Annotated in this window: 26 protein-coding genes, 1 pseudogene and 1 other annotated feature; of the genes and pseudogenes, 13 read left to right on the forward strand and 14 right to left on the reverse strand. The window is 35.6% G+C overall.

Annotated features, from left to right (window positions below; genetic code table 11):
* Positions 1-434: 434 nt before the first annotated feature.
* Positions 435-620: a hypothetical protein gene (locus tag FJQ98_RS12825; RefSeq protein WP_343069218.1), complete on the forward strand. Its 186-nt coding sequence runs from the start codon at positions 435-437 to the stop codon at positions 618-620.
* 204 nt (positions 621-824) lie between these two features.
* On the opposite strand, the gene FJQ98_RS12830 is transcribed toward FJQ98_RS12825, so the two are convergent.
* The gene (locus FJQ98_RS12830; protein WP_053595546.1) at positions 825-1,280 is read right to left on the reverse strand and encodes a DUF4362 domain-containing protein; all 456 of its coding nucleotides are present in this window, start codon (positions 1,278-1,280) and stop codon (positions 825-827) included.
* Positions 1,281-1,596: 316 nt separating this feature from the next.
* On the opposite strand from FJQ98_RS12830, the gene FJQ98_RS12835 reads away from it, so the two are divergent.
* Positions 1,597-2,259: an MBL fold metallo-hydrolase gene (locus tag FJQ98_RS12835; RefSeq protein ID WP_053595547.1), complete on the forward strand. Its 663-nt coding sequence runs from the start codon at positions 1,597-1,599 to the stop codon at positions 2,257-2,259.
* Between the two features lie 713 nt (positions 2,260-2,972).
* Here the strand turns inward: FJQ98_RS12835 and FJQ98_RS12840 are convergent.
* The 3 genes from FJQ98_RS12840 to FJQ98_RS12850 all read right to left on the reverse strand — a co-directional run bounded on the left by FJQ98_RS12840 (position 2,973) and on the right by FJQ98_RS12850 (position 5,400).
* Positions 2,973-3,083: a YjcZ family sporulation protein gene (locus tag FJQ98_RS12840; RefSeq protein WP_075807284.1), complete on the reverse strand. Its 111-nt coding sequence runs from the start codon at positions 3,081-3,083 to the stop codon at positions 2,973-2,975.
* Positions 3,084-3,345: 262 nt separating this feature from the next.
* Positions 3,346-3,627 carry an acylphosphatase gene (locus FJQ98_RS12845; RefSeq protein WP_053595548.1) on the reverse strand — a complete coding sequence of 94 codons (282 nt, stop codon included), beginning with the start codon at positions 3,625-3,627 and terminating at the stop codon, positions 3,346-3,348.
* A gap of 45 nt (positions 3,628-3,672) precedes the next feature.
* On the reverse strand, positions 3,673-5,400 hold the full coding sequence (locus FJQ98_RS12850) for a globin-coupled sensor protein (RefSeq protein ID WP_053595549.1): 1,728 nt from the start codon (positions 5,398-5,400) through the stop codon (positions 3,673-3,675).
* A gap of 128 nt (positions 5,401-5,528) precedes the next feature.
* On the opposite strand from FJQ98_RS12850, the gene FJQ98_RS12855 reads away from it, so the two are divergent.
* Together FJQ98_RS12855 and FJQ98_RS12860 are read left to right on the forward strand one after the other, a co-directional pair.
* Positions 5,529-5,816, forward strand: coding sequence for a DUF1033 family protein (locus tag FJQ98_RS12855; RefSeq protein ID WP_053595550.1), 288 nt, complete (start codon positions 5,529-5,531; stop codon positions 5,814-5,816).
* A 217-nt stretch (positions 5,817-6,033) separates the two neighbouring features.
* Positions 6,034-6,234 (forward strand): cold-shock protein, encoded by a 201-nt coding sequence (locus FJQ98_RS12860; protein WP_004230088.1) that lies wholly within the window; start codon positions 6,034-6,036, stop codon positions 6,232-6,234.
* A 528-nt stretch (positions 6,235-6,762) separates the two neighbouring features.
* Here the strand turns inward: FJQ98_RS12860 and FJQ98_RS12865 are convergent.
* The 4 genes and pseudogenes from FJQ98_RS12865 to FJQ98_RS12880 all read right to left on the reverse strand — a co-directional run bounded on the left by FJQ98_RS12865 (position 6,763) and on the right by FJQ98_RS12880 (position 10,372).
* Positions 6,763-8,116: pseudogene (locus FJQ98_RS12865) on the reverse strand (IS3 family transposase).
* A 120-nt stretch (positions 8,117-8,236) separates the two neighbouring features.
* Positions 8,237-9,046: a S1C family serine protease gene (locus FJQ98_RS12870; RefSeq protein WP_053593027.1), complete on the reverse strand. Its 810-nt coding sequence runs from the start codon at positions 9,044-9,046 to the stop codon at positions 8,237-8,239.
* Between the two features lie 59 nt (positions 9,047-9,105).
* Positions 9,106-9,771 (reverse strand): hypothetical protein, encoded by a 666-nt coding sequence (locus tag FJQ98_RS12875; protein WP_053593028.1) that lies wholly within the window; start codon positions 9,769-9,771, stop codon positions 9,106-9,108.
* A 169-nt stretch (positions 9,772-9,940) separates the two neighbouring features.
* Complete coding sequence (locus FJQ98_RS12880; RefSeq protein WP_075807168.1) at positions 9,941-10,372, reverse strand: S66 peptidase family protein; 432 nt, start codon at positions 10,370-10,372, stop codon at positions 9,941-9,943.
* 499 nt (positions 10,373-10,871) lie between these two features.
* Here FJQ98_RS12880 and FJQ98_RS12885 point away from each other — a divergent pair, with 499 nt between their 5' ends.
* Positions 10,872-11,342 (forward strand): DinB family protein, encoded by a 471-nt coding sequence (locus FJQ98_RS12885; RefSeq protein ID WP_053593030.1) that lies wholly within the window; start codon positions 10,872-10,874, stop codon positions 11,340-11,342.
* A 114-nt stretch (positions 11,343-11,456) separates the two neighbouring features.
* Here FJQ98_RS12885 and FJQ98_RS12890 read toward each other — a convergent pair whose 3' ends face one another.
* The 3 genes from FJQ98_RS12890 to FJQ98_RS12900 all read right to left on the reverse strand — a co-directional run bounded on the left by FJQ98_RS12890 (position 11,457) and on the right by FJQ98_RS12900 (position 13,242).
* A complete protein-coding gene (locus tag FJQ98_RS12890) occupies positions 11,457-11,633 on the reverse strand; it encodes a hypothetical protein (RefSeq protein WP_158002963.1) in 177 nt (58 codons plus the stop codon).
* A gap of 342 nt (positions 11,634-11,975) precedes the next feature.
* The gene (locus FJQ98_RS12895) at positions 11,976-12,740 is read right to left on the reverse strand and encodes a hypothetical protein (protein WP_053593031.1); all 765 of its coding nucleotides are present in this window, start codon (positions 12,738-12,740) and stop codon (positions 11,976-11,978) included.
* The gene (locus FJQ98_RS12900; protein ID WP_082339625.1) at positions 12,733-13,242 is read right to left on the reverse strand and encodes a sigma-70 family RNA polymerase sigma factor; all 510 of its coding nucleotides are present in this window, start codon (positions 13,240-13,242) and stop codon (positions 12,733-12,735) included. The genes FJQ98_RS12895 and FJQ98_RS12900 overlap by 8 nt, the downstream gene beginning before the upstream one ends.
* A 151-nt stretch (positions 13,243-13,393) precedes the next feature.
* Here FJQ98_RS12900 and FJQ98_RS12905 point away from each other — a divergent pair, with 151 nt between their 5' ends.
* From FJQ98_RS12905 to FJQ98_RS12910, 3 genes are all read left to right on the forward strand, one after another.
* A complete protein-coding gene (locus FJQ98_RS12905) occupies positions 13,394-13,504 on the forward strand; it encodes a hypothetical protein (protein WP_082339641.1) in 111 nt (36 codons plus the stop codon).
* Between the two features lie 105 nt (positions 13,505-13,609).
* On the forward strand, positions 13,610-14,026 hold the full coding sequence (locus tag FJQ98_RS26815; RefSeq protein ID WP_241774495.1) for an MFS transporter: 417 nt from the start codon (positions 13,610-13,612) through the stop codon (positions 14,024-14,026).
* The gene (locus FJQ98_RS12910; RefSeq protein WP_241774496.1) at positions 13,989-14,882 is read left to right on the forward strand and encodes an MFS transporter; all 894 of its coding nucleotides are present in this window, start codon (positions 13,989-13,991) and stop codon (positions 14,880-14,882) included. Before FJQ98_RS26815 ends, FJQ98_RS12910 begins: the two co-directional genes overlap by 38 nt.
* Positions 14,883-14,954: 72 nt before the next feature.
* On the opposite strand, the gene FJQ98_RS12915 is transcribed toward FJQ98_RS12910, so the two are convergent.
* Positions 14,955-16,559 carry an ABC-F family ATP-binding cassette domain-containing protein gene (locus FJQ98_RS12915; RefSeq protein ID WP_053593033.1) on the reverse strand — a complete coding sequence of 535 codons (1,605 nt, stop codon included), beginning with the start codon at positions 16,557-16,559 and terminating at the stop codon, positions 14,955-14,957.
* 611 nt (positions 16,560-17,170) lie between these two features.
* Between FJQ98_RS12915 and FJQ98_RS12920 the strand changes: the two genes are divergently transcribed.
* A complete protein-coding gene (locus tag FJQ98_RS12920; protein ID WP_277815920.1) occupies positions 17,171-17,596 on the forward strand; it encodes a LysE family transporter in 426 nt (141 codons plus the stop codon).
* A 205-nt stretch (positions 17,597-17,801) separates the two neighbouring features.
* On the opposite strand, the gene FJQ98_RS12925 is transcribed toward FJQ98_RS12920, so the two are convergent.
* Complete coding sequence (locus FJQ98_RS12925) at positions 17,802-18,140, reverse strand: hypothetical protein (RefSeq protein WP_053593035.1); 339 nt, start codon at positions 18,138-18,140, stop codon at positions 17,802-17,804.
* Between the two features lie 603 nt (positions 18,141-18,743).
* Between FJQ98_RS12925 and FJQ98_RS12930 the strand changes: the two genes are divergently transcribed.
* Positions 18,744-20,645, forward strand: coding sequence for an FAD-dependent oxidoreductase (locus FJQ98_RS12930; protein WP_053593036.1), 1,902 nt, complete (start codon positions 18,744-18,746; stop codon positions 20,643-20,645).
* 134 nt (positions 20,646-20,779) lie between these two features.
* Here the strand turns inward: FJQ98_RS12930 and FJQ98_RS12935 are convergent, their stop codons facing one another.
* Entirely contained in the window at positions 20,780-21,058 is a 279-nt protein-coding gene (locus tag FJQ98_RS12935) for a hypothetical protein (RefSeq protein ID WP_053593037.1), read from the reverse strand.
* A 95-nt stretch (positions 21,059-21,153) separates the two neighbouring features.
* On the opposite strand from FJQ98_RS12935, the gene FJQ98_RS12940 reads away from it, so the two are divergent.
* From FJQ98_RS12940 to FJQ98_RS12950, 3 genes are all read left to right on the forward strand, one after another.
* Complete coding sequence (locus FJQ98_RS12940) at positions 21,154-21,894, forward strand: hypothetical protein (RefSeq protein ID WP_343069219.1); 741 nt, start codon at positions 21,154-21,156, stop codon at positions 21,892-21,894.
* Positions 21,895-22,245: 351 nt separating this feature from the next.
* Positions 22,246-22,465: a binding site (T-box leader), on the forward strand.
* Between the two features lie 46 nt (positions 22,466-22,511).
* On the forward strand, positions 22,512-24,191 hold the full coding sequence (gene argS, locus FJQ98_RS12945; RefSeq protein ID WP_198926834.1) for an arginine--tRNA ligase: 1,680 nt from the start codon (positions 22,512-22,514) through the stop codon (positions 24,189-24,191).
* A gap of 174 nt (positions 24,192-24,365) precedes the next feature.
* A complete protein-coding gene (locus FJQ98_RS12950) occupies positions 24,366-25,544 on the forward strand; it encodes an MFS transporter (protein ID WP_053593040.1) in 1,179 nt (392 codons plus the stop codon).
* Positions 25,545-25,703: the final 159 nt, after the last annotated feature.

Raw genomic sequence — 25,703 nt, forward strand, 5'->3', positions numbered from 1 at the left:
TGAGTATAAATAAAAATGAGGGATCAATTCACTTGCCCATTAGATTTAACCCATGATATTACTCGAGGAAAGTGGAACATCATTTCACTGAGAGAGGAAAAGAACTCTACGAAGCAGTAGAAATTATGCAAACTGTTGGTATTCAATTTTGATGATAAACAACTTAGAAAACCATATTCTAATGATTATGAAGTCTACACTTCTTATTGAAAAAGAACTTTCTCTTAACATGTTTCTAGCAATTGTGTGTTATAAACTAAAATCAAATAAAAACAATTATTATAAAGGAAGAATTATTATGATCTAAATCTTTATTGTTTTAGTAGAATTTTATCCATCTTGGCTTGCTATGACTCGTGAAGAAAGAGGGAAACGAGCTAATGAGCTTAAAGAAATTACTTTAAAATATCCAGAAGTACAGGTGCGTTTCCTTGATGCAGAAGCCTTACTTGGAAAGGATTATACAGATATTATCTTTTGTGAAACAAGTAATATTAATGTGGGAAGAAATACGAGATCATGCCGTATATACGGAAGGGCATATGAAAATTAAAGATGTGATTATGGGAATGGAAGAAGCCTATAAAAAGTTTGAAGCGGATTCATTACATAGTAATTAAAGCAATATTAACAAGTATTATTATTCAACAAAATTGAACTGCACCTCAATGTTAGACATTAACAGTTGGGTGCAGTTTTTATATAGATAAATTCAGTTCTGGTGTAGTCATTTAATCGCTAGTGTTTTTAAATTGCGGATGCTTAAATAAAGGCGGTTCTCTTAAACGGTTCAAAATAAAAATAGCGTGAGTATGGTTAGATGACTATTTTTCGATGACTAAAATATTGTTGTCTTCTATTGGAGGCTCACAATTTTCAAGAAGATAATTTGTACTTTCATTCGTTTCAACTGCCTCAATTAAAGAGCATGCTGAATGAATGATACTTCCTTGGCCATATTGGTCTCTGCGTGGGTCTTTTGTTGATTTTATTATTTCGCCATCGTATTCAAGTTCGTGAACTATTGGGTCACCTTCTGTGGTATATCTAACCATTCTAATACTATCTTCTTTCCCTTGTTGTACATTATGGAGAAAATCTTCAAATCTTTCTTGGTTTTTTAAATCAGCATGCGCATCTACTATATCTTCTGGAGTCGAAATGTAAGGTGGTGGTATATCATTAGGGTATATGTAAATATCCGTTGAACTATCTACTCGATTACAACTTGCAATTAAGAGCAAAATAAATAGAACAAATAAAACATTTATCTTTTTCATGATAATACATTCCTTTATGCATTTAGTCGTTTTTTCCTTAAAAATGTTACATACCTTATTCAACTAACCTCCGTTGCTCACATCATTCTTCTTAAGAGTGATTATTTATTTTTTTTAGTAATAGGGCCATATTGGCAGGAGCTTTTTAGCAGGGTGCAGAAGTTTAATTCAATGTACTTGTAGTTTATTATGATAATGAATAATTATTGAAATTATCTAATAGTATTAGACGTACAAAATAGCTTTTTCTTTCAACTTCTTGTGTAACCAAATCCATTTTTGATATCAAAATCTAATTATGAAGGAGACTAAAATTATGGAAATTTCTAAAGGAGTAGAAATGCTCCATCTTGAATTTCATGGGAATATTTTTCATCCAACTCTTTTATGGGATCAAGAAATGGCTGTTTTAATAGACACTGGGTTCCCTGGACAACTTGAAGATTTACGTGTGGCAATGGAAAAGGCAGGAGTGTCGTTCGACAAACTAAAAGTTATCATTTTGACACATCAGGATATAGATCATATAGGTAGTCTTCCTGACATATTACAAGAATGTGGAAGTAATATTAAAGTATATGCTCACGATTTGGATAAGCCTTATATTCAAGGGGATTTAACTCTTTTGAAAGATGGGCACTTAGAGAACCCTCCAAAGGGCAAAGTGGATGATACCTTGAAAGATGGTCAAGAATTGCCGTATTGCGGTGGAATTCGTATTATCCATACGCCAGGGCATACTCCTGGCCATATCAGCTTATATTTGAAACAAAGTAAAACGCTGATTGCTGGGGATTCGATGTACAGTGTCAACGGCATAATTGAGGGAATTCATGTCCCGACAGTACTGGATATAAAAGAAGCTCAGCTTTCTTTGAAGAAATACTTAGACCTCGACATTGAATCTGTGATTTGTTACCACGGAGGATTAAGTAAGGAAAATATTAATGAGCAGCTTCAAGAAGTAATTTCATATTAAATTCTAGAGCTTTCTTCAGCTATCGACAGCTTTAGTTAAATAGTCTATAAAAAGGCCACTCTGTAATGGGTGGTCTTAATTTGTTAAACAAGCATTTTTGTACATATTTATTTCAACGTTTATGGGGCATCTTTTTGTAATTGTCCAAATAAGTTAAATGCTGAATACAAGTTGATCTGGTTGCAATGTGTTATAGCCTAATTTAAAGTAATCTTGTTTTTGTCTTTTTTTCCATTATCGTGGAGGTCAGAGAGAGATATTGATAGAGAATCTTTGTGGTTTACTCAGATAACAAATCAATTACAGGAAACAAGTATTGGTATTGTGTGTATAACACAAGAAAATAAAAATAATCCTTGGATTTTATTTGAATCTGGTGCTTTAGCAAAAGGAGTATCGTCAAGTAGGATATGTACATTTCTAATTGATTTAGACTAGTGATATTAGAGATCCATTAGCACTAGTTGATATTTACAAATCACTTAGTATCTATAGAAGAAGTGAAGTAATACGGGAAGTCATATCCAACTGGGGATGGCTTTTTATTATGTCTTGAGATGTTGAGTATGAGGTAATTAAAAGGGTCACCCGGAGGAAGAGTGGACCCTTAGTAAAGGTAAGAGGGTGTAAGGTTAAATTAGAATTACCTTACTAAAGTTATGAGCACCAGGCTTTGATGATTTTTCTAAGGCAATAATAAAAAATTGGAAATATTAATACGCTCTATTTTGCATGAAAGTAGCGCCGACAATAATCAGAAGAATGAATAGAACAACAATTAGAGCAAATGCTGAACCAGATCCACTACCATAGTACTCAGACATAATGATTTCCCTCCTCTCTATAATTTATAATATGCACAGTTGTCAAAAGGAGTTGCGATATTTATCTTAGGAGTGCCTTTTATTTGCCCTTGCTACGGCAGGTGTTTTTTGTGAAAGGGAAAATAAAAAGGACTGGGGTATTATTCCCAATCCTAATTAATAAAATATAAACTTTGCCCCCAGCAACGTTATTTTAGATAAAACCGTATTCATTCAATGTTGAAAATAGCCAGTACTGCACTATAAAAATAGAGAAGCCAGACTAAACAATGTCTGATTCCATGCGCACATAGCCTTTTAAATCATCAAAAAGCTCTAATGCAAATGAATTGGAATCTGCTTGAGGGCTAACACCCTTTTGAACAAATACTAGGAATTCATCAATCGCTTTTTTTGATCCTTCTACTTCAACTTCAATTTGTTCTTGATCATTTAGTTTACAATATCCTTTTAATCCTAGTTCAATCGCTTTTTGTTTAATGAAAAAACGGTAGCCTGTCCCATAAATATCTCCGAAAAATTTAATTAGCGCTCGCTTGTTCAAGCTAAAACCTCCTACTAGTTAAGGGGGAAGAGCCCTCCTTTGTGCTTAGTGCATGACACGTTCTTTTTCTAAATACGCAATTAAGTTATTGATAAAGTAGAGAACCTGCTTAGAAGCTTGATCTACTTCTTTTAAATGAACTTCAGCCTGTTGAATATTTCCAATCTTATAAGCCTCCGCTGCTAACTTCGCCGATTCATGAACACGTAAATGATAGGCGTCTAATTCACGATAATCCTGCAAGTGTCCGAAACGTTCCATAGAACGAGCAGCTGTATACCATTTACCGAGACGACATTCTGTATGAGAAGAAACATCACTTGGTTCGACGCTTTCAAGACCGAGGAACATATTATAAATGCGCCATTTCCATAAAATATGATCTGCCTTCGATAGTTGTAAAAGCGCTATAGAAGAAAGCTGAACATTGTTATTCGCAATAATGTCATTTCGGAAACGATTAATTTCTTTCCCTAATGCATGAATATCGCTAGAAGTGTTATGGCTATAGTCGCGAATATCATCTTGAAGGTTAGAAATTTCAATCATTCTTGCAGATACTTCATCGATAGCTGCTGCCTGCTCCTGTGAAATCGCAGCCGTATTTGTGACATCCATATTAATACCTTCAATGGCAGTAACAATTGCGTTTAATAATGGTAATGACTCTTTAGCTTCTACTGTAGCATCTTTAATAATCACTGTCGTTTCCGTAATCGAGTTTGACACTTCGTTTGAATAGCTCTTTAAATGATGTACATTTGCAGATACCTCGGTAAGTGCTGATACAGTTCCTTCAGCAAGTTTTCGAACTTCCTGTGCAACTACAGCAAAGCCTTTACCATGTTCACCTGCACGAGCCGCCTCAATAGAAGCGTTCAAAGCAAGTAAATTCGTTTGATCGGCAATTTGATTTATTAAGGTTACAACATGTTCGATATCATTTACCCGCTTTTGTAATTCTGAAAAGGATTCAACAATCGTTGTAAATGTCTCTTCTGTTTTAAAGATTTCAGAAAGGGCATGCTCAATTGCATTTTTTCCTTGTACAGCGTGATCAACAGATTCAGTTGTTTTCTCAGAAATACGGGAAGACATTCGAGCAACCTCATTAATAGAAGCGGCAATTTCTTCAGTTGCTGCGGTAGAGGATTGGATTTCTTCATTTTGTTTATCCAAGCTAAATACTAAATCTTTCATGTACATGATTTTTGCGTTGACATCCATCAAAGAGGAAACTTCAGCAACTACATTTTCAATAATACGTTCCGTTAATACTTCAACAAGTAATTCCTGATCAACATTGACTGCAGATTGAAAAGATTTCATGTATTCAAAAGCTTTATTAGGTTTTAAACCGAAATTATGTAAAATATAAGTTGTTATGTAAAATGCAAACTGATTGAAAACAACAATTAATTTACCTGGCTCGTATTGATTTTTTCTGAATAAATTGAAAAATTTAACGGTTTCATCCACATATTCATCATCACGAGTAGCTAAGAAAAATTGAGTTAAGTATCGATTAATATTTTCTTCACTAATTGTTAGTTGAGAGGAGAGAGAGATTTCACTTAAATAATTATTAAAAATAGCATTCATTGAAGGCGTGATATCTTTTAATTTATTGTAGAGAGTTTTTAAATTCTCTTCATCTTGAGAATTGAAATGGTTAAATGCTAGTGTTTTATTAAAACGGCCAGTCGCATTTAAATTGGTACCACGCCTTAATAATTCATCGAGCTCTGCTTTAGGTCGAATACTTGAAAACATAAAAATAATACCTCCCAAAAATAATGAATAATAAGGCAATAATAGCATATTTCAGAGTGTTTTAATAGACATTTCAGATGTGTTTGCTAAAATGGAAATATCTTAATACAGCAGGGAATGTGGCAAATATGTATACAATCATTTACATGAAAGCTGATTATGAGCCTTGGTGGAAATTTGAAGGCTGGGAGACTTTTATTCAAACAAATGAAACGTTTGAGACGGAAGAACAATTTGAGTCAGCATTACAAAGAAAATTGCATCACTTTCGTTTAACATATGACAATGAGGCAACTAAAGAAGGGAAGTTTTGGGCTTTTTGGTCAGAGGATGAGAGTGTTTTCTGTGAAGCCTGTGATGATGATGTCCAAATATATCACGGTATTATCGCTTTAAAATCTGACGAATTGAAATAAAATTTTGAAATTAATAAAAAAACATTTTTCTTTATTTGACAAAATTATGAATGATGGTTATACTTAAGTTAACAATTTAATTGCTTCACCGGAAACATGAATTCACATATTACAAAAAGTGATCGCGTTAGTTCGGTACTCTTTGTAATATGTGAATTTTTTACATTCGTGAAGAAATTACATATTGTTCACTTTTATTTTTTGGAGGTTTTCTTAAATGAAACAAGGTACAGTAAAATGGTTTAACTCAGAAAAAGGTTTTGGATTCATCGAAGTTGAAGGTGAAAACGACGTATTCGTACACTTCTCAGCTATCCAAGGCGAAGGTTTCAAAACTCTTGACGAAGGTCAAAAAGTGGAATTCGAAGTTGTAGATGGCAACCGCGGACCACAAGCTGCTAACGTAACTAAACTTTAATTCTCAGTAATTAAAATTACATTCGTTAAACCTAAGGCATCCTATTGATATAGGATGTCTTTTTTTGCATTCTTTGAGCGTATTTTCAATAGATTTAGACGCTAGGGAATAAGTAGTTAGATACTTAAACTACGCTTCGAGCAAGTTTATACGAATTGAAAGGGTTTATATAATTTTATTATGTAAACTAAATGTTGCTTGTCTCGATAAAGTTGTTTAAAGAATACTAGGCTATCTGCTCTTGGAGATGTATTAGGGAAAGAAGTCCATATACAGCAAGTCGATGATGCTACTTATACTGACATTATGAAAGGGGCAGGGATACCAAAAGCCTATATTCCTATGCTCGTAACCACGCAAAAGATATTCGAGATGGTGGATTAGAGATTTTAGAAAAATTGTTCGGTCGCCCTGCTACACCAATAAACGAAGCTTTAAGCCTCAAACAGGAAATTAAGTTTAACCAAAAAATGACCTTCTCATATGTAATGGTGAAGTGACCCTAAAAAGTTAGACACGGTTATTTCATTAGGCAGCTTGTGTAAAACGAGTTCGGTATTGCACCGGACTCGTTTTTAATTTTGCCTTAATCCGTTTCGTATTATAGTAATTGATATATTTTTCTAATTCTATTTTAAAATGCTCTATACTTTCAAATTCCCTCATGTAAAGGAATTCAGATTTCATAATTCCAAAGAAATTTTCCATGACAGAGTTGTCGTAACAGTTTCCTTTACGAGACATACTTTGAACAATCTCTCTTGATTCTAAGGCGCGACGATATTTTTCCATTTGATAATGCCAGCCCTGATCGGAATGCATGAGTAGCTGATGGTGCTCAGGTAAACGTTCAAACGCTTTGTCCAACATATCTGAAACAAGTGAATAGGTTGGTCTAGAACCAATTGTATACGTAATAATTTCCCCGTTAAATAAATCTAAAACTGGCGATAAATAAAGTTTTTCACCGAATAATTTAAATTCCGTAATGTCTGTTACCCACTTTTCATTTGGGGCATCTGCTTTAAAATTGCGGTCTAAAATATTTGGCGCAATTTTACAACGTTCCCTTTATAGGATTTATATTTTTTCATACGTACTAAGCATTTTAAACCAAGCTCTTTCATGATGCGTTGCACTTTTTTGTGATTCACTTTTTGTCCACGATTCGCTAGTTCATCACGAATACGGCGATAGCCATAACGCCCTTCATGTTCTTCATAAATCTCCTTTATTTCTGCTTTTAAATCGGCATCTGGATCCGGTCGATTCATACGTTTTACTAAATCATAGTACGTACTTCGTGGAATGCCAGCGAGTTTTACAAGTGCTTTCACCGGATATTTATGCCTTAACTCATAGACTACTTGTGCTTTGTCCTGTTTGGTGATTTTTCCTTGTTTTGAACTAAGGCATTCAACTTTTTTAAATACTCGTTTTCCATCTCTAGTTGTTTAATACGTGCTTCAAGTGCTTCGGTAGAGTCTTTAACTGGTGCTTGTTTCGATTGTTTATTGAAATCTTTTTTCATGGATGGACGCCCCTTTTTCTTTGATTGAAGGGCATCTAATCCTTGAGTTTCATATTGCTTTCTCCAAACACTAATTGTTGAAGGGGCAGGTATTTTAAATATAGCTGCCGTTTCGTTTAAGGATGTACCGTTTTCAATCATAAAATTTAGTACATCCATTTTAAACGTTAGTGTGTAATTTGTATATGGCTGAAGAAAAGCTTCAACACCATTGTATTCATATTGCTTAATCCATTTAAAGATTGCTTGTTTATTAGTCCCCAAAGATTTAGCTATTTTATTAGCACTTTCATTTCCATTTAAGTAACGCTCAACTGCTTGTAATTTATTTTCTGCAGTATATTTAACCATAAAAAACTGCACCTCCAATTGTTAGATGTGTCTAACAATTGGGGCGCAGTTCATGGAGGTCATTTTTTATATTGTCGCTTTATATGTTGAATACAATTGCTATATTGTAGCCATGGAGAATTATTTATTTAATATACGATGTAACACTTGAACAGGTACAAACAAACCAACACGACCGTATGGCTCATGTTTCATCGTTGCAAAGACGATTCCGATAACCTCACCATCGGCATTTATGACAGGACTCCCACTGTTTCCTCGATAAACAGGGGCCTCCATCATCATTACAGGTTCCTGCCAATCCTCAAGAGGGGTTGACTCAAGTAAAGTTCCTTCATTAGCAATGCCCGTAAAAGCTAGTGGATTACCGATGAAATATACATGCTCATTTTTGCTATAGCTAGGATTTTCAGCAAGCGATAGGGAAGGTAGCTCATCACCAGTTACTTGCAATAATGCTAAATCAACATCTGGAAAGCTTTGCAGTAACTTGGCTTCCATTAACCCTTCCTCAGGAAAAATGACTAATAATGTTTGAGCATCTTCTACAACGTGTGCGTTAGTTACAATAAGACCATCAGGAGAAATCGCAAAACCAGTACCTTTACTAGAACCTGTAGAGATTTCTACCACGGCTTTTTTATATGTTTTTATATCTTCTTGCGCTGATAGTTGTGCTGACACCTTTAAAAATTCAATAGCTGGGATGGAGTAAATTTGAAAGATAAGTGCAAATGTATTCAGAAACAACACAAATGCCATACTCCAGACAATCCATTTTACAATTGGTTTTTGTTTTTTTGGCTTTTTACCTTGCTGGTGTTCTTCTTGTTCTTGCGCTAACGCTTTTTGCTGTTCATCGAGGACAAGCTCAATCAATTCTTCTTCCGTCAATTCTTCATCTTTTGTTGACCTATGTATATCATGCATAAAACTACCTCCTTATCCAAAATGAAAAGCGCCCAAGCAGGACGCCTGTGAAGTAATTTTTATTCAATTTTTTGTAGGGTCGACGTGATGACAAACGGTTCCTTGTTATTTGTCTTCATCGTGTCCTCAGTACGGATAAGGCCAATATTTTTTACAAAATATTTCGTTGTCGTCATTGAACCTTCTGAGCGTGTTAGCTTAATAACATCACGATAGACAGTTATTCCAGTAGTGGTAGAAGCCGTAGTCGATTGAATTGTCCAACCATTAAAGCTATTTCCTGCTTTTAAAGGCTTCTGTAAAATTGTTTCGATAACTGGAAAGGATGCTGCTTCTTGTGCTGTAGGAAGGATAGGTTTAGTATTTACAGCCTCCTTATAGATAAGTTCAATCGCCAAATCCGTAATGCGGTAAACCTTTAAAATTGTGACAGCTCCGTTATCTTCCATTTGTGCAATATAATTTGCATCGATGTAGGATGTTTGGAGTGTGAAACTAGCAAATTCATTTCCTTCACCTTGAAAATAAGCAGTCGAACCATCAGGTGGGAAAAAGGATGCGAGTTCGGCTTTTTCGTTTTTTTGTTGTTCAACAGGGTGCTGTTTGACTTCAGGGGCTTTGTCCAGAACAGTTGGTATGAGCTGATCAACAGGCTCTGTATTGTTTTCTTCACTACAGCCAACGAGTAATAATGCAAAAGAAAGTACAAATACATTAAGTCTCAAAAACAAACTCCTTTAGCTATTTTCTTTTATTATACGTGAAGTCCATAGTTTATACGAATATTATGAAAACCAGTTTTCTAGAAAGATAATCTGTTTATTGGTCGCATCGACTCATACCCGTAAGATGATAGACATGGCATGAAGAGGGTGCGTGTGGCAGCAATCAACATCAGCGATGATAGGAATAGCACATCCATCCATCTAGCTGCTCTAGCAACACATCAAAGGGCTTTCTTCCGGAACCTAAATCATCATATTGTTTGTATTTACATAAAATAATCGCAGCAGCTTTGTCAAAAATGCCGTGTAACTTTAGCATGGCAAATTTTTTCTCAATAACAGCAATTGTTTTGGATGTATGTTCAAGAAGTAAAATATCTCCTTCATTAATTTGAGGGAAGTAAGGCGTACCAATAAAGCCATACATCGTATTGATATTTCCACCTATTAAACGACCTTCAGCTATACCAGGTTGTACGGTAATCCATGAATGAGGATGCTGTGTTTTTTTAGTCGATTTTTCTAACCAGTTTAGTCGGTCATCTGTCCAAATAGGTGGGATTGGCATGTTATAGGGAATCGATAATGAATGTAAAAACAAGTCTTCAAAATATTGCTCAGTATATTGGATAAATGTTGGAAATTCTGCAAAGGTAGAAGCAACAGAAGGTCCATAAAAGACGGGAACTCCTGTTAGTTATACCTGTACTTTACGAAAGAGATGTAAAAAAATAGCTGAAATGAATAGTAATAGTAGAGCATAAAATAATAATGTTATGTAAACTTATGTGTGTTGATTAGGAAAAAATAGGTTCATTATTGAGCGATAAAAGGATTTTTTTGTTGCTATTTTGCTAATATATTCCCATTTTAACTGATTGTAGCGTAGGGCTACTCGAGTGCTCCTGTCGCTTCGCTTTCGTCGCAGAGCAAAGCTTCCCGCGGAAAAGCTAGCCCGTAGCGGAAATCAGAGCCTTCTAATTAATTAGGGTGGATAAAAATGGTTAATCAACACACCTGGTGTAAACTAATAGATTACTTGTAAGTAAGTTTAGAATTTAATATGATAGAGATGAATTACGAAAATGGGGGGCGTTTAGATGTATAGACAAGTAGATGATTTTTTAAATGAATGGTCAGCATCAGCACAAGGAACTATTCAAGTATTAAAAGCCGTAACGGATGAAAAGCTAGAGCAAAGTATCGTGGAAGGTCACAGTACACTTGGCTGGTTAGGTTGGCATTTAGTTGGTGCTGCTGGTTATTTCAGTTTCTTAGCAGGTTTAAAGGTACCAATGATTCGTCAAGAAGATCCTATCCCATCTACAGCTGCTGAAATTGTAGCTGCTTACGAAAACGTAGCAAATAGTGTGAAAGAAGCAGCGGCAAAGCTATCAGATGAAGAACTGCTGGAGGAAGTAAAGGGCTTTAATGGACCAGCTAAAAGAGGTGCATTATTGCGTGTATTAATCGATCATCAAACGCATCATCGTGGACAAATGACGGTGCTCCTACGTCAAGCGGGCTTACCAGTACCAGGCGTATTGGGACCAACGAAGGAAATGCAATAATTTTAATGTAGCAGATAAACTTCTATCTGCTGCGTTTTTATTTTTGACTATTAGGATAGCTACCTATAAAAAACTGTATTCATAGACATGCTGCAATGCTATACATTTGGCATATCATAGCTCCTTTTTGCTAGCGATAGCTTTGTGAATTTTAGGCTCTAATTGATCCGCCAAATGCTTTAAATCTGACAAAGCTGCTGATTCTTCGTCAGCATTGATATTAGCTGCGAAGCCATCTACATCAACTGTGTCCAGTGCATATGGAATATAATTGCCCTCATATTTAAGCAATCTTGCAACTAGTTTATTTTGTTCATATTCCCAAAGTTTTTGAAATGGCTGGTTTCTCTTGTTTTGAAATAAGGATGATTTCGTATCTAGTCATTTACATCGTTAACTTGATGAGCATGGGGTAGTACCAGCAATAAGGAAATGTCAAGAATAAAAAGGGGCCAACCGACAATCAGAAAAAACATACGCTAAGCAAATTTCAACATAACAAAAGCTGACTTTTCCTTAAATAGACGAATTGTGTTGCTTAATTTTTCAGAATCGATCATGCCAATTTTCCTTGTGGTTAGCTTGTACAGAAACTCATAATTTTTGTTCCGCAAACATACTGGGCTTAATGGATTACTTCACGTTGAATTTTGATTGAATATCTTTCTTCAGCCTTTCTTTGAACGCTTTCTCATTTGTGTTTGTTGGAATGTCCTGTGCATCGCCGCCATCAAGGTTGAACTTACCGTTGTTCATATTGATAATGCTATAGCCGTTCATGCCGTTGTTCTTCAGGAACATGATATAACGCCTGCCTTGCTTCATCTCGCGGTATCCATCTACTGCAACTTTTGTTTGTTGTTTGTCGGCTTCCGTGATGATACTAACTGGTTCAATCACTTGCATTTGTGAGCCGATGTTTATTCCTTCAGGCTGCTTAATTATGCGCTCGACGTTTAGATTCGTTAGCGTATAGAAGTCTTGGATCGTGCCGTCTTCGAACTTCGTCGAGTGATGTTCACGGTTAGCAAAGTCATCTATAGGGGATGCGACGAGAATAATGTCGGCACCTTGGCTGAGCTTTTCTGCCGTTTCATACACAAAATACTTAGCTTGAATATCAACCGTATCAATGCTGTCCGTTGCTGATTCAGTGACAGCAACTGTATTTTGATCAGAATCAGGTGTTGTACTATTTTTAACAAAATTATTATTAACTAAAGATAATATTCCAATAGATACAAGTAAACCAGCAGCTACAACGATACCTTTTACATTTTTTCTTTTTCTACTTCTTTGCCTTTCGTTCTTCGCTTTTAAAATGCCGATTTCACTTCTCTTATGAAGCTCTTTTGGGATATCAATTTTCTCAACCTCTTGTTTTATTTTATTACTCATTAACATCATCTCCTTCAAAATATTTATTTCTAAGTTTCTTTAAAGCTCTATATAAAACCGATTTTGCGGTTCCTAATGGCATATCTAACAGCTCGGCAATTTCTTTAAAGGTATAATTTTGATAAAACCTTAAAAGTACAACACTTTTTTCTTCCATCTCCAAACCATCTATCAAGTCCTGTAGTGATAAAGTAAGAGGAATATCTTCTTCTTCGGTTTCTATAAACTCCTCGTATTCTGATCTTATTAGAACCACCTTTCTATTTTTTTTAATTAAATTGATTGCACAGTTCATCGTAATTTTCATCAGCCAGGTTTTAAAATATTCTGGTTTTTTCAATGTATCTATCTTTTTAAATGATTGATAGGCTACTTCTTGAACTACGTCTAAAGCATCTTCTTTGTTTTTGACATATACATAAGCCATTCGATAAATATCTACTTCATATTGTTGGAAAAGCGATAAAAAGGCTTCGTCATGCCCTTTTTGAGCTTTTTTCACTAATCGTATAATAGTAATTCCCCCCTCTCTTATTTATCCTACCTATTAGACAGCTGAAAGTTCAATTTGGCTTAAACTTTTTTGATTTTTTTATAAATAATGAAGTGAGAGTGTATTAACAGAGCATCCATTTGTATTTGAAGCAGCAGTCATCGGTGTACCAGATAATATACGTGATGAAGCTATTAAAGCGTATGTTATTTTACAAACTGGCGCTATTGTAAGTGAAGAGGCATTGATTGGCGTTGTCGGGAACGTTTAGCGAAATTTAAATAGTGAATGGTATAAAAAATTTGAAGGTAGAGAGAAGGGGCTATATGAAAAATGTGAAGATATTATTAGCAAGTTTAGCAGGATCCATCATTGAGTGGTCGATTTTTATTTGTATGGCTCAACGGGATTAGTTTTTACAACATTATTTTTCCCTTCGACTAATCCAGCAATCTCTATTTTAATCGCATTTGCTACTTTTGGGGCTGGATATGCGGCACGTCCAATTGGAAGTTTAATATTTGGACATATGGGTGACCGTGTTGGAAGGAAAGCCTCGCTTATGCTCACTCTAATAGGAATGGGGGGTAGTTCCTTTTTGATAGGTTTATTACCTACCTATGCACAAATAGGATTACTCGCGCCAACGCTATTAGTAATGTTGAGACTTATTCAAGGGATAGCACTTGGGGGTGAATGGGGTGGTGCAGTGTTACTAGCTACTGAATCGGCTACCAAAGGTGTACGAGGTTTCTTTGGTTCCATTCCACAGCTTTGTGTTAGGGACATTTAGTTTTACAATTATTTCTTCGTTAACGACAGAAGCACAATTTATGGCATGGGGATGGCGTTTACCATTTCTTTTTAGCGCAGTTTTAATCGTATTAGCGATATGGATTCGAAGCGGGATCGAAGAAATACCTGAATTTAAATGCAAGAAGGACAGTGGCGAATTAGCTAAATTACCAATTGTCCAAGTGTTTAAGTATAACAAAAAAGATATTTTCCGCATTATTGGTTTAAAAATAGGGGATGGATTCTTTAATATGTTTTTAATGTCGTTTATTTTGGTGTATGCAACTACGTATATAGGCTATACAAGGGATGTCGCGTTATTTACTCTAACATTAAGCTGTGCAACAATGATTGTCACAATTCCACTTGTTGGGTATTTTTCGGATTTTATAGGTCGGAAGAAAATTTATATTGGTGGACTTATAACAATGTTACTGCTAGCTATTCCATATTTCGTAATGATTCCGATCAATTCAACCTATTTCTTTATGTTGCAAATCATTTTACTTGGTGTCGTATGGGCAGCTATTTTTGCGACTCAAGGTACGTTTTTCTCTGAATTATTCCCGGCGAATGTTCGCTATACGGGGCTATCCTTTGGCTATCAAATCGCCGCTGCGATAGTCGGTTTCGGGCCAATGCTATGGACATCTTTAGCAACTGAATATGGGTCATCACCTTATTTATTTAGGACATTAATGATAGCGGGGCTTCTTTTGTCACTGCTACTTGCAATATTTGCACCTGATACTCGAATGATTACTCAATATGAAGAATCTGTCGAGAATGTACAAGAAGATGAATGCATGTCAGATGCTCAAGTGGAAGTGGCAATGACAACCTCTACAAAGTAATGTTATGAAAGAGTAAGCCATTTATAGAAAAACAGGGTTCTCCTTTTTGAATAGGAGAACCCTGTTTTGATATTAGTTTAAGCCTTGGCTATCTTTCCACTCTAGGAATTCATCATAAGTTAATAGTTTATCTAAAATTGTGCCGTCTTCACGGATTTCGATGACACGGTTCGCAATTGTTTGGATGAACTGATGGTCATGAGATGTAAAGAGCATCGCACCTTTGAAGCGCATAAGTCCTTCGTTTAGTGCTTGAATAGATTCAAGGTCAAGGTGGTTCGTTGGTTCATCTAGTAAAACAACGTTTGCAGTGGCAAGCATCATTTTAGATAGCATACAACGAACTTTTTCGCCTCCTGATAAAACTGAAGGAGATTTTTTCACTTCTTCACCAGAGAATAGCATACGACCTAAGAAGCCGCGTAAGAAGCTTTCTGTTTCATCATCAGGAGAATATTGACGTAACCATTCCACTAATGATTTCTCTGAACCTTCGAAGTATTTATCGTGATCATTTTCAAAGTAGCTTTGGGATGTTGTTACGCCCCATTTGACTGTACCAGCATCTGCTTTTCTTTCGTCCATTAGAATATCAAGAAGAGCCGTTTTTGCCATTGGATTACCAAGTAAAATGATTTTATCCTCTTTGTTCATCGAAAAGCGAATATCTTTAAATAGTGTTTCGCCTTCATTGCTTGCTGAAAGGCCTTCCACTGTTAATACATCATTACCGATTTCACGGCCAGTTTGGAAGTTGATGAATGGATATTTTCGGCTAGAAGGTTTAATGTCGTCAAGCTCGATTTTATCCAACATTTTCTTACGAGAAGTCGCTTGGCTTGATTTCGAAGCGTTCGCAGAGAAACGAGCAACGAATGCTTGTAGCTCTTTAATCTTTTCTTCTTTCTTCTTGTTTTGGTCTGCCATCATTTTTTGTGCTAATTGGCTAGACTCATACCAGAAGTCATAGTTCCCAACATATAATTGGATTTTAGAGAAGTCTAAATCCGCGATATGCGTACACACTTTATTTAAGAAGTGACGGTCATGGGATACGACAATAACCGTATTTTCAAAGTTAATTAAGAATTCTTCTAACCATTGGATTGCTTTTAAGTCAAGGTGGTTGGTAGGCTCATCTAGTAATAGAACGTCTGGTTTACCAAATAGAGCTTGTGCTAATAATACTTTGACTTTGTCAGAACCTTCAAGGTCAGCCATTAGCATATAGTGAAGCTCGTCGCCAATCCCTAACCCGTTTAATAATGTTGCTGCTTCTGAGTCAGCTTCCCAACCATTTAGGTCAGCGAATTCACCCTCTAATTCAGCAGCACGCATGCCATCCTCATCAGAAAAGTCTTCTTTTGCGTAGATAGCGTCTTTTTCAGCTTTTACTTCCCAAAGACGTTTGTTCCCCATAACAACTGTATCTAATACATTGAATTCATCGTATTCAAAGTGGTTTTGTTTAAGGACTGATAAACGTTCGTCCTTACCCATTGATACGTTTCCTTCTTGCGCTTCAATTTCACCAGAAAGAATTTTTAAAAATGTTGATTTACCAGCACCATTTGCCCCGATTAAACCGTAGCAATTCCCCGGTGTGAATTTTATATTTACGTCTTCAAATAGTTTACGATCGCCATAGCGAAGACCTACATTACTTACTTGAATCATGCAAGTTCCTCCTTTTTTCACAATGGCACTAGTATATCATGAAATATGTTCCATAGTCTATAAACATTATTAAATCAACGTTTGCGTAATTTAAATTATTGTTAGGCTTAAGACCTTGCACCAGAAACTACAGATAAATTTAAGTCGAAAAAAGTTTAAATTTACATAAATAGATATTGGATAGATAGAAATGTTAGAAATACCACCGTTTAAGGGGATTCTAGTAAATGTAAATATATGTACTTAAAACTTTACAAACTAACAAGGTGAGTTTTCATAATAACAGTAGCTCTTATAAAACTTCCTTATGTTCATCAGGTAAGATGGAGAGCAAATGGTAAGATGTGTATAGCTCATAACGATTCCTCCGTTTGAATGTTGGTGTGGTAACTACATTCTACACGAGGTCGTTATGGGCTTCCTTTATATTGACTTCTAGATGTTGCACTTAATATTACAATCCGTCATTCAAAAAAGTTAGAAGGGGAGATTATAAATGGTGCTTTATATTGCTGGAATTTTAATAGGAATGTCTCTTGTGCTTGAATTAGGTACAGGAAACTTAGGTCTTATTCGAACTGGTATTATGAACGGTTTTTTTTCCTGCATTCATCTTTTCTCTAGGTTGTGCAGTAGGTGATATGGTATATGCTGTGTTATCAGTATTAGGAATTGCGTTGTTATTACAATCAAGTGTTATTTTTCAGGCGATATTATGGATTGGTGGAACAATTATGCTAAGTTATTTAACATATCAAGCATTTAGAGATTTCATTTATCCTAAATCAATCAAAATGGAAGGGGCCGAGATTGAAAAGAAATCTTTGTGGGGGTACTTTTTTACAGGAATTTGGTTAGTCGTATCTGCTCCAACCACATTAGTCTGGTTTGCAACAGTTGGGGGAAGTGTAGTAGGTACAACCATTGACAGTTCTACTGAGCAAAGCTTATTGCCATTCTTCATGGGATTTACAACAGTTTCGATACTTTGGGGAGCTTTACTTTCTTATTTAAATAGTATAGATGGAATAAAGTAATGGGGGTAAAATTGATGCGAATATTTTCATTTGTATCAGGGTTACTTTTTTTATACTTTTCTTTTTATGTGTTCTTTTATGGTTTTAAAAATATACTGTAGAAAAACTAAATGGGAAATTATTGTGTAAATGAACCAGGCGGCTCATAAGGTGAGTTACCTGGTCTTTTCTGTTGTGGTGAATATTAAAAAGTTTCACGAAATTGCTATGGACCACAAATTGAGAAACAAGTGTGCTCCTCAAAATTTTTTTGCACCCAATGATCTATTCTGTTAAAAAAACGGATGAATTCGATGTCCATTGAAGTATTTAAAGAACATGCCTTCAAAGTGATTTGGTTCCATTGTTCATAGTTAACTGAGTTTGGGCCAAAGTAATTAAAATTCGGTAAAATCTCATCTATATGTAAATGTAAAAAAGCAAATGCTTCTTCTGTTAAAAAAATCGATGATTCATGCCAATGTTCATTTTTAAAATCGCCTCTCATAAATTCAAAAACATCACCCCTTCCATGTGAATTTTGTAAAGTAAATATTTTAATCATTTATTCCTCCAGCGTATGGTTAAGTTATAGAAAGGTACACTTGCATCTATTGTAGTTAATTTTTCATCATAATAAAACAATCATAAAGACCTACAAAAAATTTACAGGTTCTGGTTGCTTCATTGCTACATTATCGACTAGAATGATTATGTATCTTCTTTTTGTTTTAGGTTATACATACATATTTATCGTTTCTTGTGCTCTTAATGCATTTGGATAGTTCTTAAAATTGATATTCTGCTATGCCAACCCCAACGTTTCACCACTACGAATATCAGTATAGGTAACTGTCAGTAGTAGACTATTATTCATCATATTTTCGTGCCACAACGTCCAGAAATGGTACCACTTGTTATAGGAAATGAAAGCCTTCGAACTCGTCAGGTTAAATTCGTTTTAGAAGGATTCAATTTCACCGGCTGCATGAAATCTATTTTGAAGAGTACCTAGACTGAAGCGAACCTCTAGATTTGCTATGAACTCAACGTTGAAATGTAAAACTGTTAATAACTATATAAATAGGTCATGCCAACTCTTTCAAGAGATGAGCATGACTTTAAAATAAGAGATACAGATGGGAATTTTATCAATTGGAGGTATGTTATGGGCAAAGGTTTAGTGTGGTCATCCATTTTAATATTAGTAATTTTACTAGGGATAGGAAGCTATTATTTAATAACAGAGATTAGAAGTGAAATGGCACATAAAAAACTTGTGGAAAACTATGAAAAGCCAATTTCTAAAGAAAATATAAATGAAGAATATGATGTGATTGTCATTGGTGGAGAACCAGAAGGAGTTGCTGCTGCAGTATCATCAGCTCGTAATGGAGCAAAAACACTTCTAGTTGAAAGTCGTGAGGAATTAGGAGGGCTATTTACGTATGGAATGCTAAATTTCCTTGATATACCTCGAAATGACGCTAAACGACCAGTCAGTATGGGTATTTTTAAAGAATGGCACGATCTTGTTAGAGGGAAAGATGCATTTGGAATTTTAGATGCTAAGGCTGCCTTTAAAAAGCTTGTCGATGACGAACCAAATTTAACGCTTTCTGTACAAACAGAAGTCATAAATGCCAATCTTGACAAGAATCAGCTAACATCAGTGAAATTAAAAAATAAATATGGTACGTATGTCGTGAAAGGTAAGGCATTCATTGATGCTACACAGGATGCTGATTTTGCTGCAATGTCAAAAGTTCCTTATTTCATGGGTGGAGAAGATATTGGCATCAAGGATAAAAGAATGGCTGTTACCTTGATGATTCACTTAAAAAATGTTGATTGGGATAAGGTGAAGCAAGCAGCAAACTCAAATACTTTCGGTGGTGCTCACCTAAATGATTCAGTCATGTGGGGGTTTACAAAGCTTCATGATGACTATAAGCCAGTACAAGAAGGTACGAGATTACGAGGCTTGAATTTAGCAAAAGTAGATGATGAATATTATATTAACGCTTTACAAATTTTTGGAATCGATGGTTTGAATGAACGTTCAAAACAGGAAGCAATCGAAAAAGGAAAGAAAGAGACAGAACATATTTTACGTTATTTGCAAGAGAAGTTTCCTGGCTTTGAAAATGCTGAAATTGTGAGTTATCCGGAGGAACTATATGTCAGAGAAACAAGACATATATGGACAGAATACCAATTACCGATGTCCGATGTTTGGAAGAATAGTGATCACTGGGATAGTATTGGCTTGGCTGCGTATCCAGTTGATGTACAAGCACAAACACCTCATGATTATGGATATGTTATTTCGACTCCAAAACAATACGCTATTCCTTTCCGTTCTTTAGTACCCAAAGAAATCGATGGCTTGCTTGTTGTGGGTCGTTCTGCAGGTTATTCATCGCTCGCAGCGGGAAGTGCACGTGTCGTTCCAACGGGTATGGTGACTGGGCAAGCAGCGGGAGTAGCGGCAGCATTAGCGATTAAAGACGACGTAACCTTTAGAGCAATGAGCGAGAACAAAAAACTCATCAATACCTTAAGGGAAGATTTAAAAAAACAAGGGGCTTTTGTAGATCCATTTAATATGGATTATCCATATAAAGGTGAATGGTATGATAAATCCATTCAAACATTAATCAATTCCGGACTCGTTGTTGGTGGTTATTCCAATGACTTACATGTTGAAGATTCAGCAACAAAGATTAAGTTTGCGAAAATGCTAAAAGAAGGCGTTCAACGTGCTTGTCCAGAGAAAATGAAAGCGCTAGGAGACAAGCTGGATACCGTTATCTATAAAGTAGCTAATAAAGAAAGTGGCCCAATTACAAGAGATGAAGTTGCAGAATTCTTGACGGAAGTATTAGTAGGCAAGTCAAGTGCAAACAACTGGGATCTATTGATGGAAAAAGGGGTTATCAGTGAAACATTAGCAAAAAGAATTTCTGAAAACAAGGAACTAAAATTAAAAGAGCTGTATGCCATTATGGCTGATGTCATCCATTATGCAGAAAAGGAACATTCCTCGGAATGTTCCTTTTCCTTATAGTTACTGGCAATTATGATGTAGGTTTAGTAAGACCTTGTGACTCAAAATAGTTTACTAGTGTATCTAAAAAGACCGATATTTGGAATACTGTTGCAGGACCTTTTGTTATGAATTCTTCACCGATAGATAAAGAATTAAATGTTATAATCCTGATCACACGCTCCAATTACAACACGAGCGTTAGTAATACCATCACTAGTAGTTAAAGAACTGTTATTAAATGTTTTCTTCACACCATAATTTACAATGAAATCCAACTCGCCTTTAGTGTTAATAGATAATTCAATTGGTACATTTGAACCTGGTGTTATATCAAATGGTTGTTTAGTATCCGATTGTACTGTATCTTCAGTTAAATCTTTAACGTAAATTAAATATAAAAATTCCTCTTTTAAACATTTCTTATTGGACAATAATCTAGCAACAAATTTATTTTACTAGATTTCGTTAGATGCATACTGGATTTTAATAACGGAAAATGATATAGTAATGAAATATTAATGGAGGTATGTGGAAATTGAAGAAGAGAATGGGTACGTTATTAATGTTGAGTGCTGTTATGTTTTCGGGATGCAATTCAGACAATCAAGAAGAGAATAAACAAGAAAAAACTTCGCAGGAAATGCCAAGTGAACAAGTAACAATACCGCAAGACGCAAAACTGATAGGCTCTTCTGAGAATGGAGAAGTTGAACTATATGCTGAAGCGAACGGCGTAAAGCTGGACTTTAATGGTAAAGTGAAGGATTTTGATTGGACATTTTATGACGATATTCAAACAAAGCCACAAGTATTTTATACGGATGTTACAGGGGATGGAAATGAAGAAGCTGTTATCATCATAAAAACAGGGAACGGTACAGGGTTAGATACTGATGAAATTCATGTCGTGAATAAGGATTTAACAGAAATCAAGGTTCAAGGCTATGAAGATATTGTTGCTAATAATATTGAGTCAAATGTTGTTAAAAATGATAATGGTACATTAGGAATTACTGTTAAAGTTCAAGGAAAAGAACACAACTTTGATTATGAATTCGATCCAGCGCCAGATTTACAACAGGATCAACTTGCTTTTGGTGGCATAATTATTTATTTTCTAGAAAATCAAAAAATAAAATTAAATCTTGTTGGATCTGTCGGAGTATCCCCAACGTATGTAGCTGATTTTAATATCACATATAAATTTGATAGTACTAAGAACGAATTTATTGTTGATCAAATAGAATTTAAACCAGTTAAAAACTAGAAAAAAGCAGACCATATATATAAAGAGAAGCACCCTTTATTGAGGGCACTGAAAAAGTCGATTTGCCACAAAAAAATGTGATGCAAATCGACTTTTTTTGAGTTTGTAAATCCAACAAAAGATAGATTTATAATATAAAAAATGAATTTCTTTAGTTTTTCAGTGCTCTCCCTTTATTGGGGGCTTTTTCCTTTCAATTTTTTCTGAATTAACATTGGAAAAAAACTTATATGGAGGTAATGAGATAGTGAATGATTAGTTTTATCAGTTGTTTCTAGTGCAGTTCAGCTATAACTAAATAGACTGTTGACTTTAAATAACAGCTCCTGTAGAATGTATCAAAATTACAGTTTAAATTCGATGAAAAAGAGAGTAGTTTATGGAGCTATTGGAAAGCGAGTTAGGGATGGTGTGAGCCTAATGCAGGAACCATAAATGAAACGCACTTTGGAGAAGGTTCTCGAACTAGTAGTAGAGAATATCGGGGAGTCACCTCGTTAACAATGGAAAGTGGTCATATGATATGGCAACTAGAGTGGTACCACGGGATAACTATGCTCTCGTCTCTATTTTAGAGACGGGGGCTTTTTTTATTTTTTATAGATTTTGGGAGGAGAATGAGCATGAATACACAAATCGCGAAAAGCATTGCTATGGCATTAAATAACGAACTGACGGTCACTGAAATTCAAAATTTACTAGAAAAACCGAGAAATTTAGACTTAGGAGATGTGGCATTTCCGTGCTTTACATTAGCTAAAAAGTTTGGGAAATCCCCTCAAAGTATCGCCACTGATATTCAAAATAATTTAAGCTGTGACGTCATACAAGAGGTTCAAGTGGTAGGTGGATATGTCAATATATTTTACCATCAGCCAACGATTACACAGCAGGTGCTTAACCAAATAGTAAAAGAAAAAAATTTATATGGAACTCATCAGGCATCAAAGGGAAATGTAGTTTTGGATTTTTCTTCACCTAATATAGCGAAGCCTTTTTCTATGGGCCATTTACGTTCTACAGTGATCGGCAATGCTTTGGCCAACATTGCTGAGAAAATTGGCTATAAAGCAATTCGTATTAATCATTTAGGTGACTGGGGAACACAGTTTGGCAAATTAATCGTAGCCTATAAAAAATGGGGCGATCAGCAAACTATTGAAGCTGCCCCAATAGAGGAACTATTAAAAATATATGTGAAGTTTCATGAAGAAGCGGAGCAGAATGACACCCTCAATGAACAAGCACGTGCCGCATTTAAAGCATTAGAAGATGGGGATGAAGAGGCGTTAGCTCTATGGCGATGGTTTAGAGAGGCATCACTCGAAGAATTCAAGACCATTTATCAACTGCTTGGGATTGCCTTTGATTCATTCGATGGGGAGGCCTTCTACAATGACAAAATGGTTGCTGTTGTCGAGGAGCTGGAAGAAAAAGAGCTGCTTGTTAAATCTGATGGCGCTTATGTCGTTGAAATAGACAATATGCCACCATGTTTAATAACTAAAACAGACGGTGCAACGCTTTATGCTACACGTGATTTAGCAGCTGCTTTTTATCGTCAACAACAATACGATCCTAAAAAAATATTTTATGTTGTAGGGAATGAACAATCTCTTCATTTTAACCAATTATGTAAGGTCATTGAGAAGATGGGATACGATTGGGCAAAAGACTTACAGCATGTGCCTTTTGGGATGATCCTAAAAGAGGGTAAAAAAATGTCAACCCGTAAAGGGAAGATCGTTTTATTAGCAGATGTACTAAAGGAAGCGATTGCTACGGCGAAACGAAATATCGAGGAAAAAAATCCAAAGCTAGAGCATAAAGAGAGCGTCGCACATCAGGTTGGTGTAGGAGCGGTTATTTTTAATGATTTAAAAAATGATCGTCTACATGATATTGAGTTTTCCATTGGAAACATGATGAATTTCGAGGGAGAAACGGGGCCATATATTCAATATACTTATGCACGTATCTCATCTCTTTTAGAAAAATCAGAGGAAAAGAGTAACGAAGTATCTCTCGCAACATTAGGTGAGCAAGCATGGCCAGTTATTTTATTATTGGAACAGTTTCCGAAAGTAATTACCAACGCTTTTGAGCAAGCAGATCCATCACAAATTGCTAAATATGCCTTACAATTAGCGCGTCTATTTAATAAATATTATGCGCAAAATAAAGTATTGGTCGATGACAACCTAAGAAGCTCACGATTAGCATTTTGTCAATGTGTAGCCATTGTTTTAAAAGAATCGCTAGCACTGTTAGGGATTGCTGCACCTAAACATATGTAAGTGGTTATCAAACACAGCTACTTCATCGAGGTAGCTGTGTTTTTCAATCATTTATGGCCGTGAAATTGACCGCAACTAGAAAAGATGGTAAAAAGGAATTCGGAGGTCTGACAATAATGTTAGATTTTAGCGAATTTTTAGACCATGTAATAAGAGAGAAGGTTTTTAGAAGGTATGGAGAAGAAGCAATGGCGTGTTTCCATGGTACTTGTGGTTGTTAGTATTTTTTTCGTTGCGCTCAATATGCGCCCAGCAGTCACAGGAATTGGACCACTATTTAATGTACTTTTGGAGTCGCTCCATGTATCAAATACAAAAATGAGTTATTTAACATCTATTCCGGTGTTTTGTATGGGACTCTTTGCACCATTCGCAGTACCATTACAACGAAAACTCGGAACAAAAACTGCTATCGCGCTCTTAATAATCATCATTGCATTAGCGAATGGGCTACGTTTTTTAAAAGAAAGTTATGTTTTACTTGTTGTCACAAGCTTTGCTGCAGGATTCGCCATTGCGCTTATTGGACCAATGTTAAACGCTTATATAAAGAGGAAATTCCCAAACCGTTTTACTACGGTTGTAGGTATTTATTCATTTGGAATAGGAACAGGGGCAACACTGAGTGCAGCACTCACAGTAACATTTTATAATCGTTTTAATGGGAGCTGGACGATAGCGCTCGGCAGTTGGTCAGTACTAGCAATAATTGCTCTATGCATATGGATACTGGCTATACAAAACGAGGAGGTCGAGCTATCAGATACAGATATAATGCCTGAAAATGTAGCAAGAAATCCGTGGAAAGATGTCCGCGCTTGGACAATATTAATTTATTTTGGCTTACAAACATCGTTGTTCTTCTCAATAATGTCATGGCTAGCACCGATGTTACAGGATAAGGGCTATTCCCTTGTCGCTGCAAGCTCTATGCTAACATTTATGTCCATTGTACAAATGGTAGGAAATATTTTGGTCCCTATACTAATGGAAAAATGGTCGAGTCGAATCAAGTGGCTTTTTTCTTTAGGGATCTTAGGTATTATCGGCTTTGCGCTACTATGGGTAGGCTCCGGTGCTTTATTGTGGATGGCGGTGTTAATAATAGGCGTCGTATTAAGTGGCTTATTTCCAATCGGTTTATTGTTACCATTGGACGAGTCCAAAAATGACGAGGAGGCAAATAGCTGGTCATCTATGGTGCTTTCAGGTGGGTTTATGATCAGCGCTATTATTCCTATACTTATTGGTTATTGCTATGATGTGACTGGTAATCATTCATTTACCTATGCTATTTTTATGACATTGATGCTTGGCATTGTAGTTACTACAATCATTCTAAAGAAAAAATAATGTTGAGGCATGCTAGAAAGCATGTCTTTTTTTATTAATAATATTTTGAGCGCAAATTATAAGTCATTTTTCATAGTAAAACTAAAATAGAGGCGTTTTTTATAGGTATAACGAATTGAATAAAAGGTGGGAGTCGTATTTTCATAACATAGTGCATGT

Origin of the sequence: Lysinibacillus agricola, from assembly GCF_016638705.1 — a bacterium.
GTDB lineage: Bacteria > Bacillota > Bacilli > Bacillales_A > Planococcaceae > Lysinibacillus > Lysinibacillus agricola.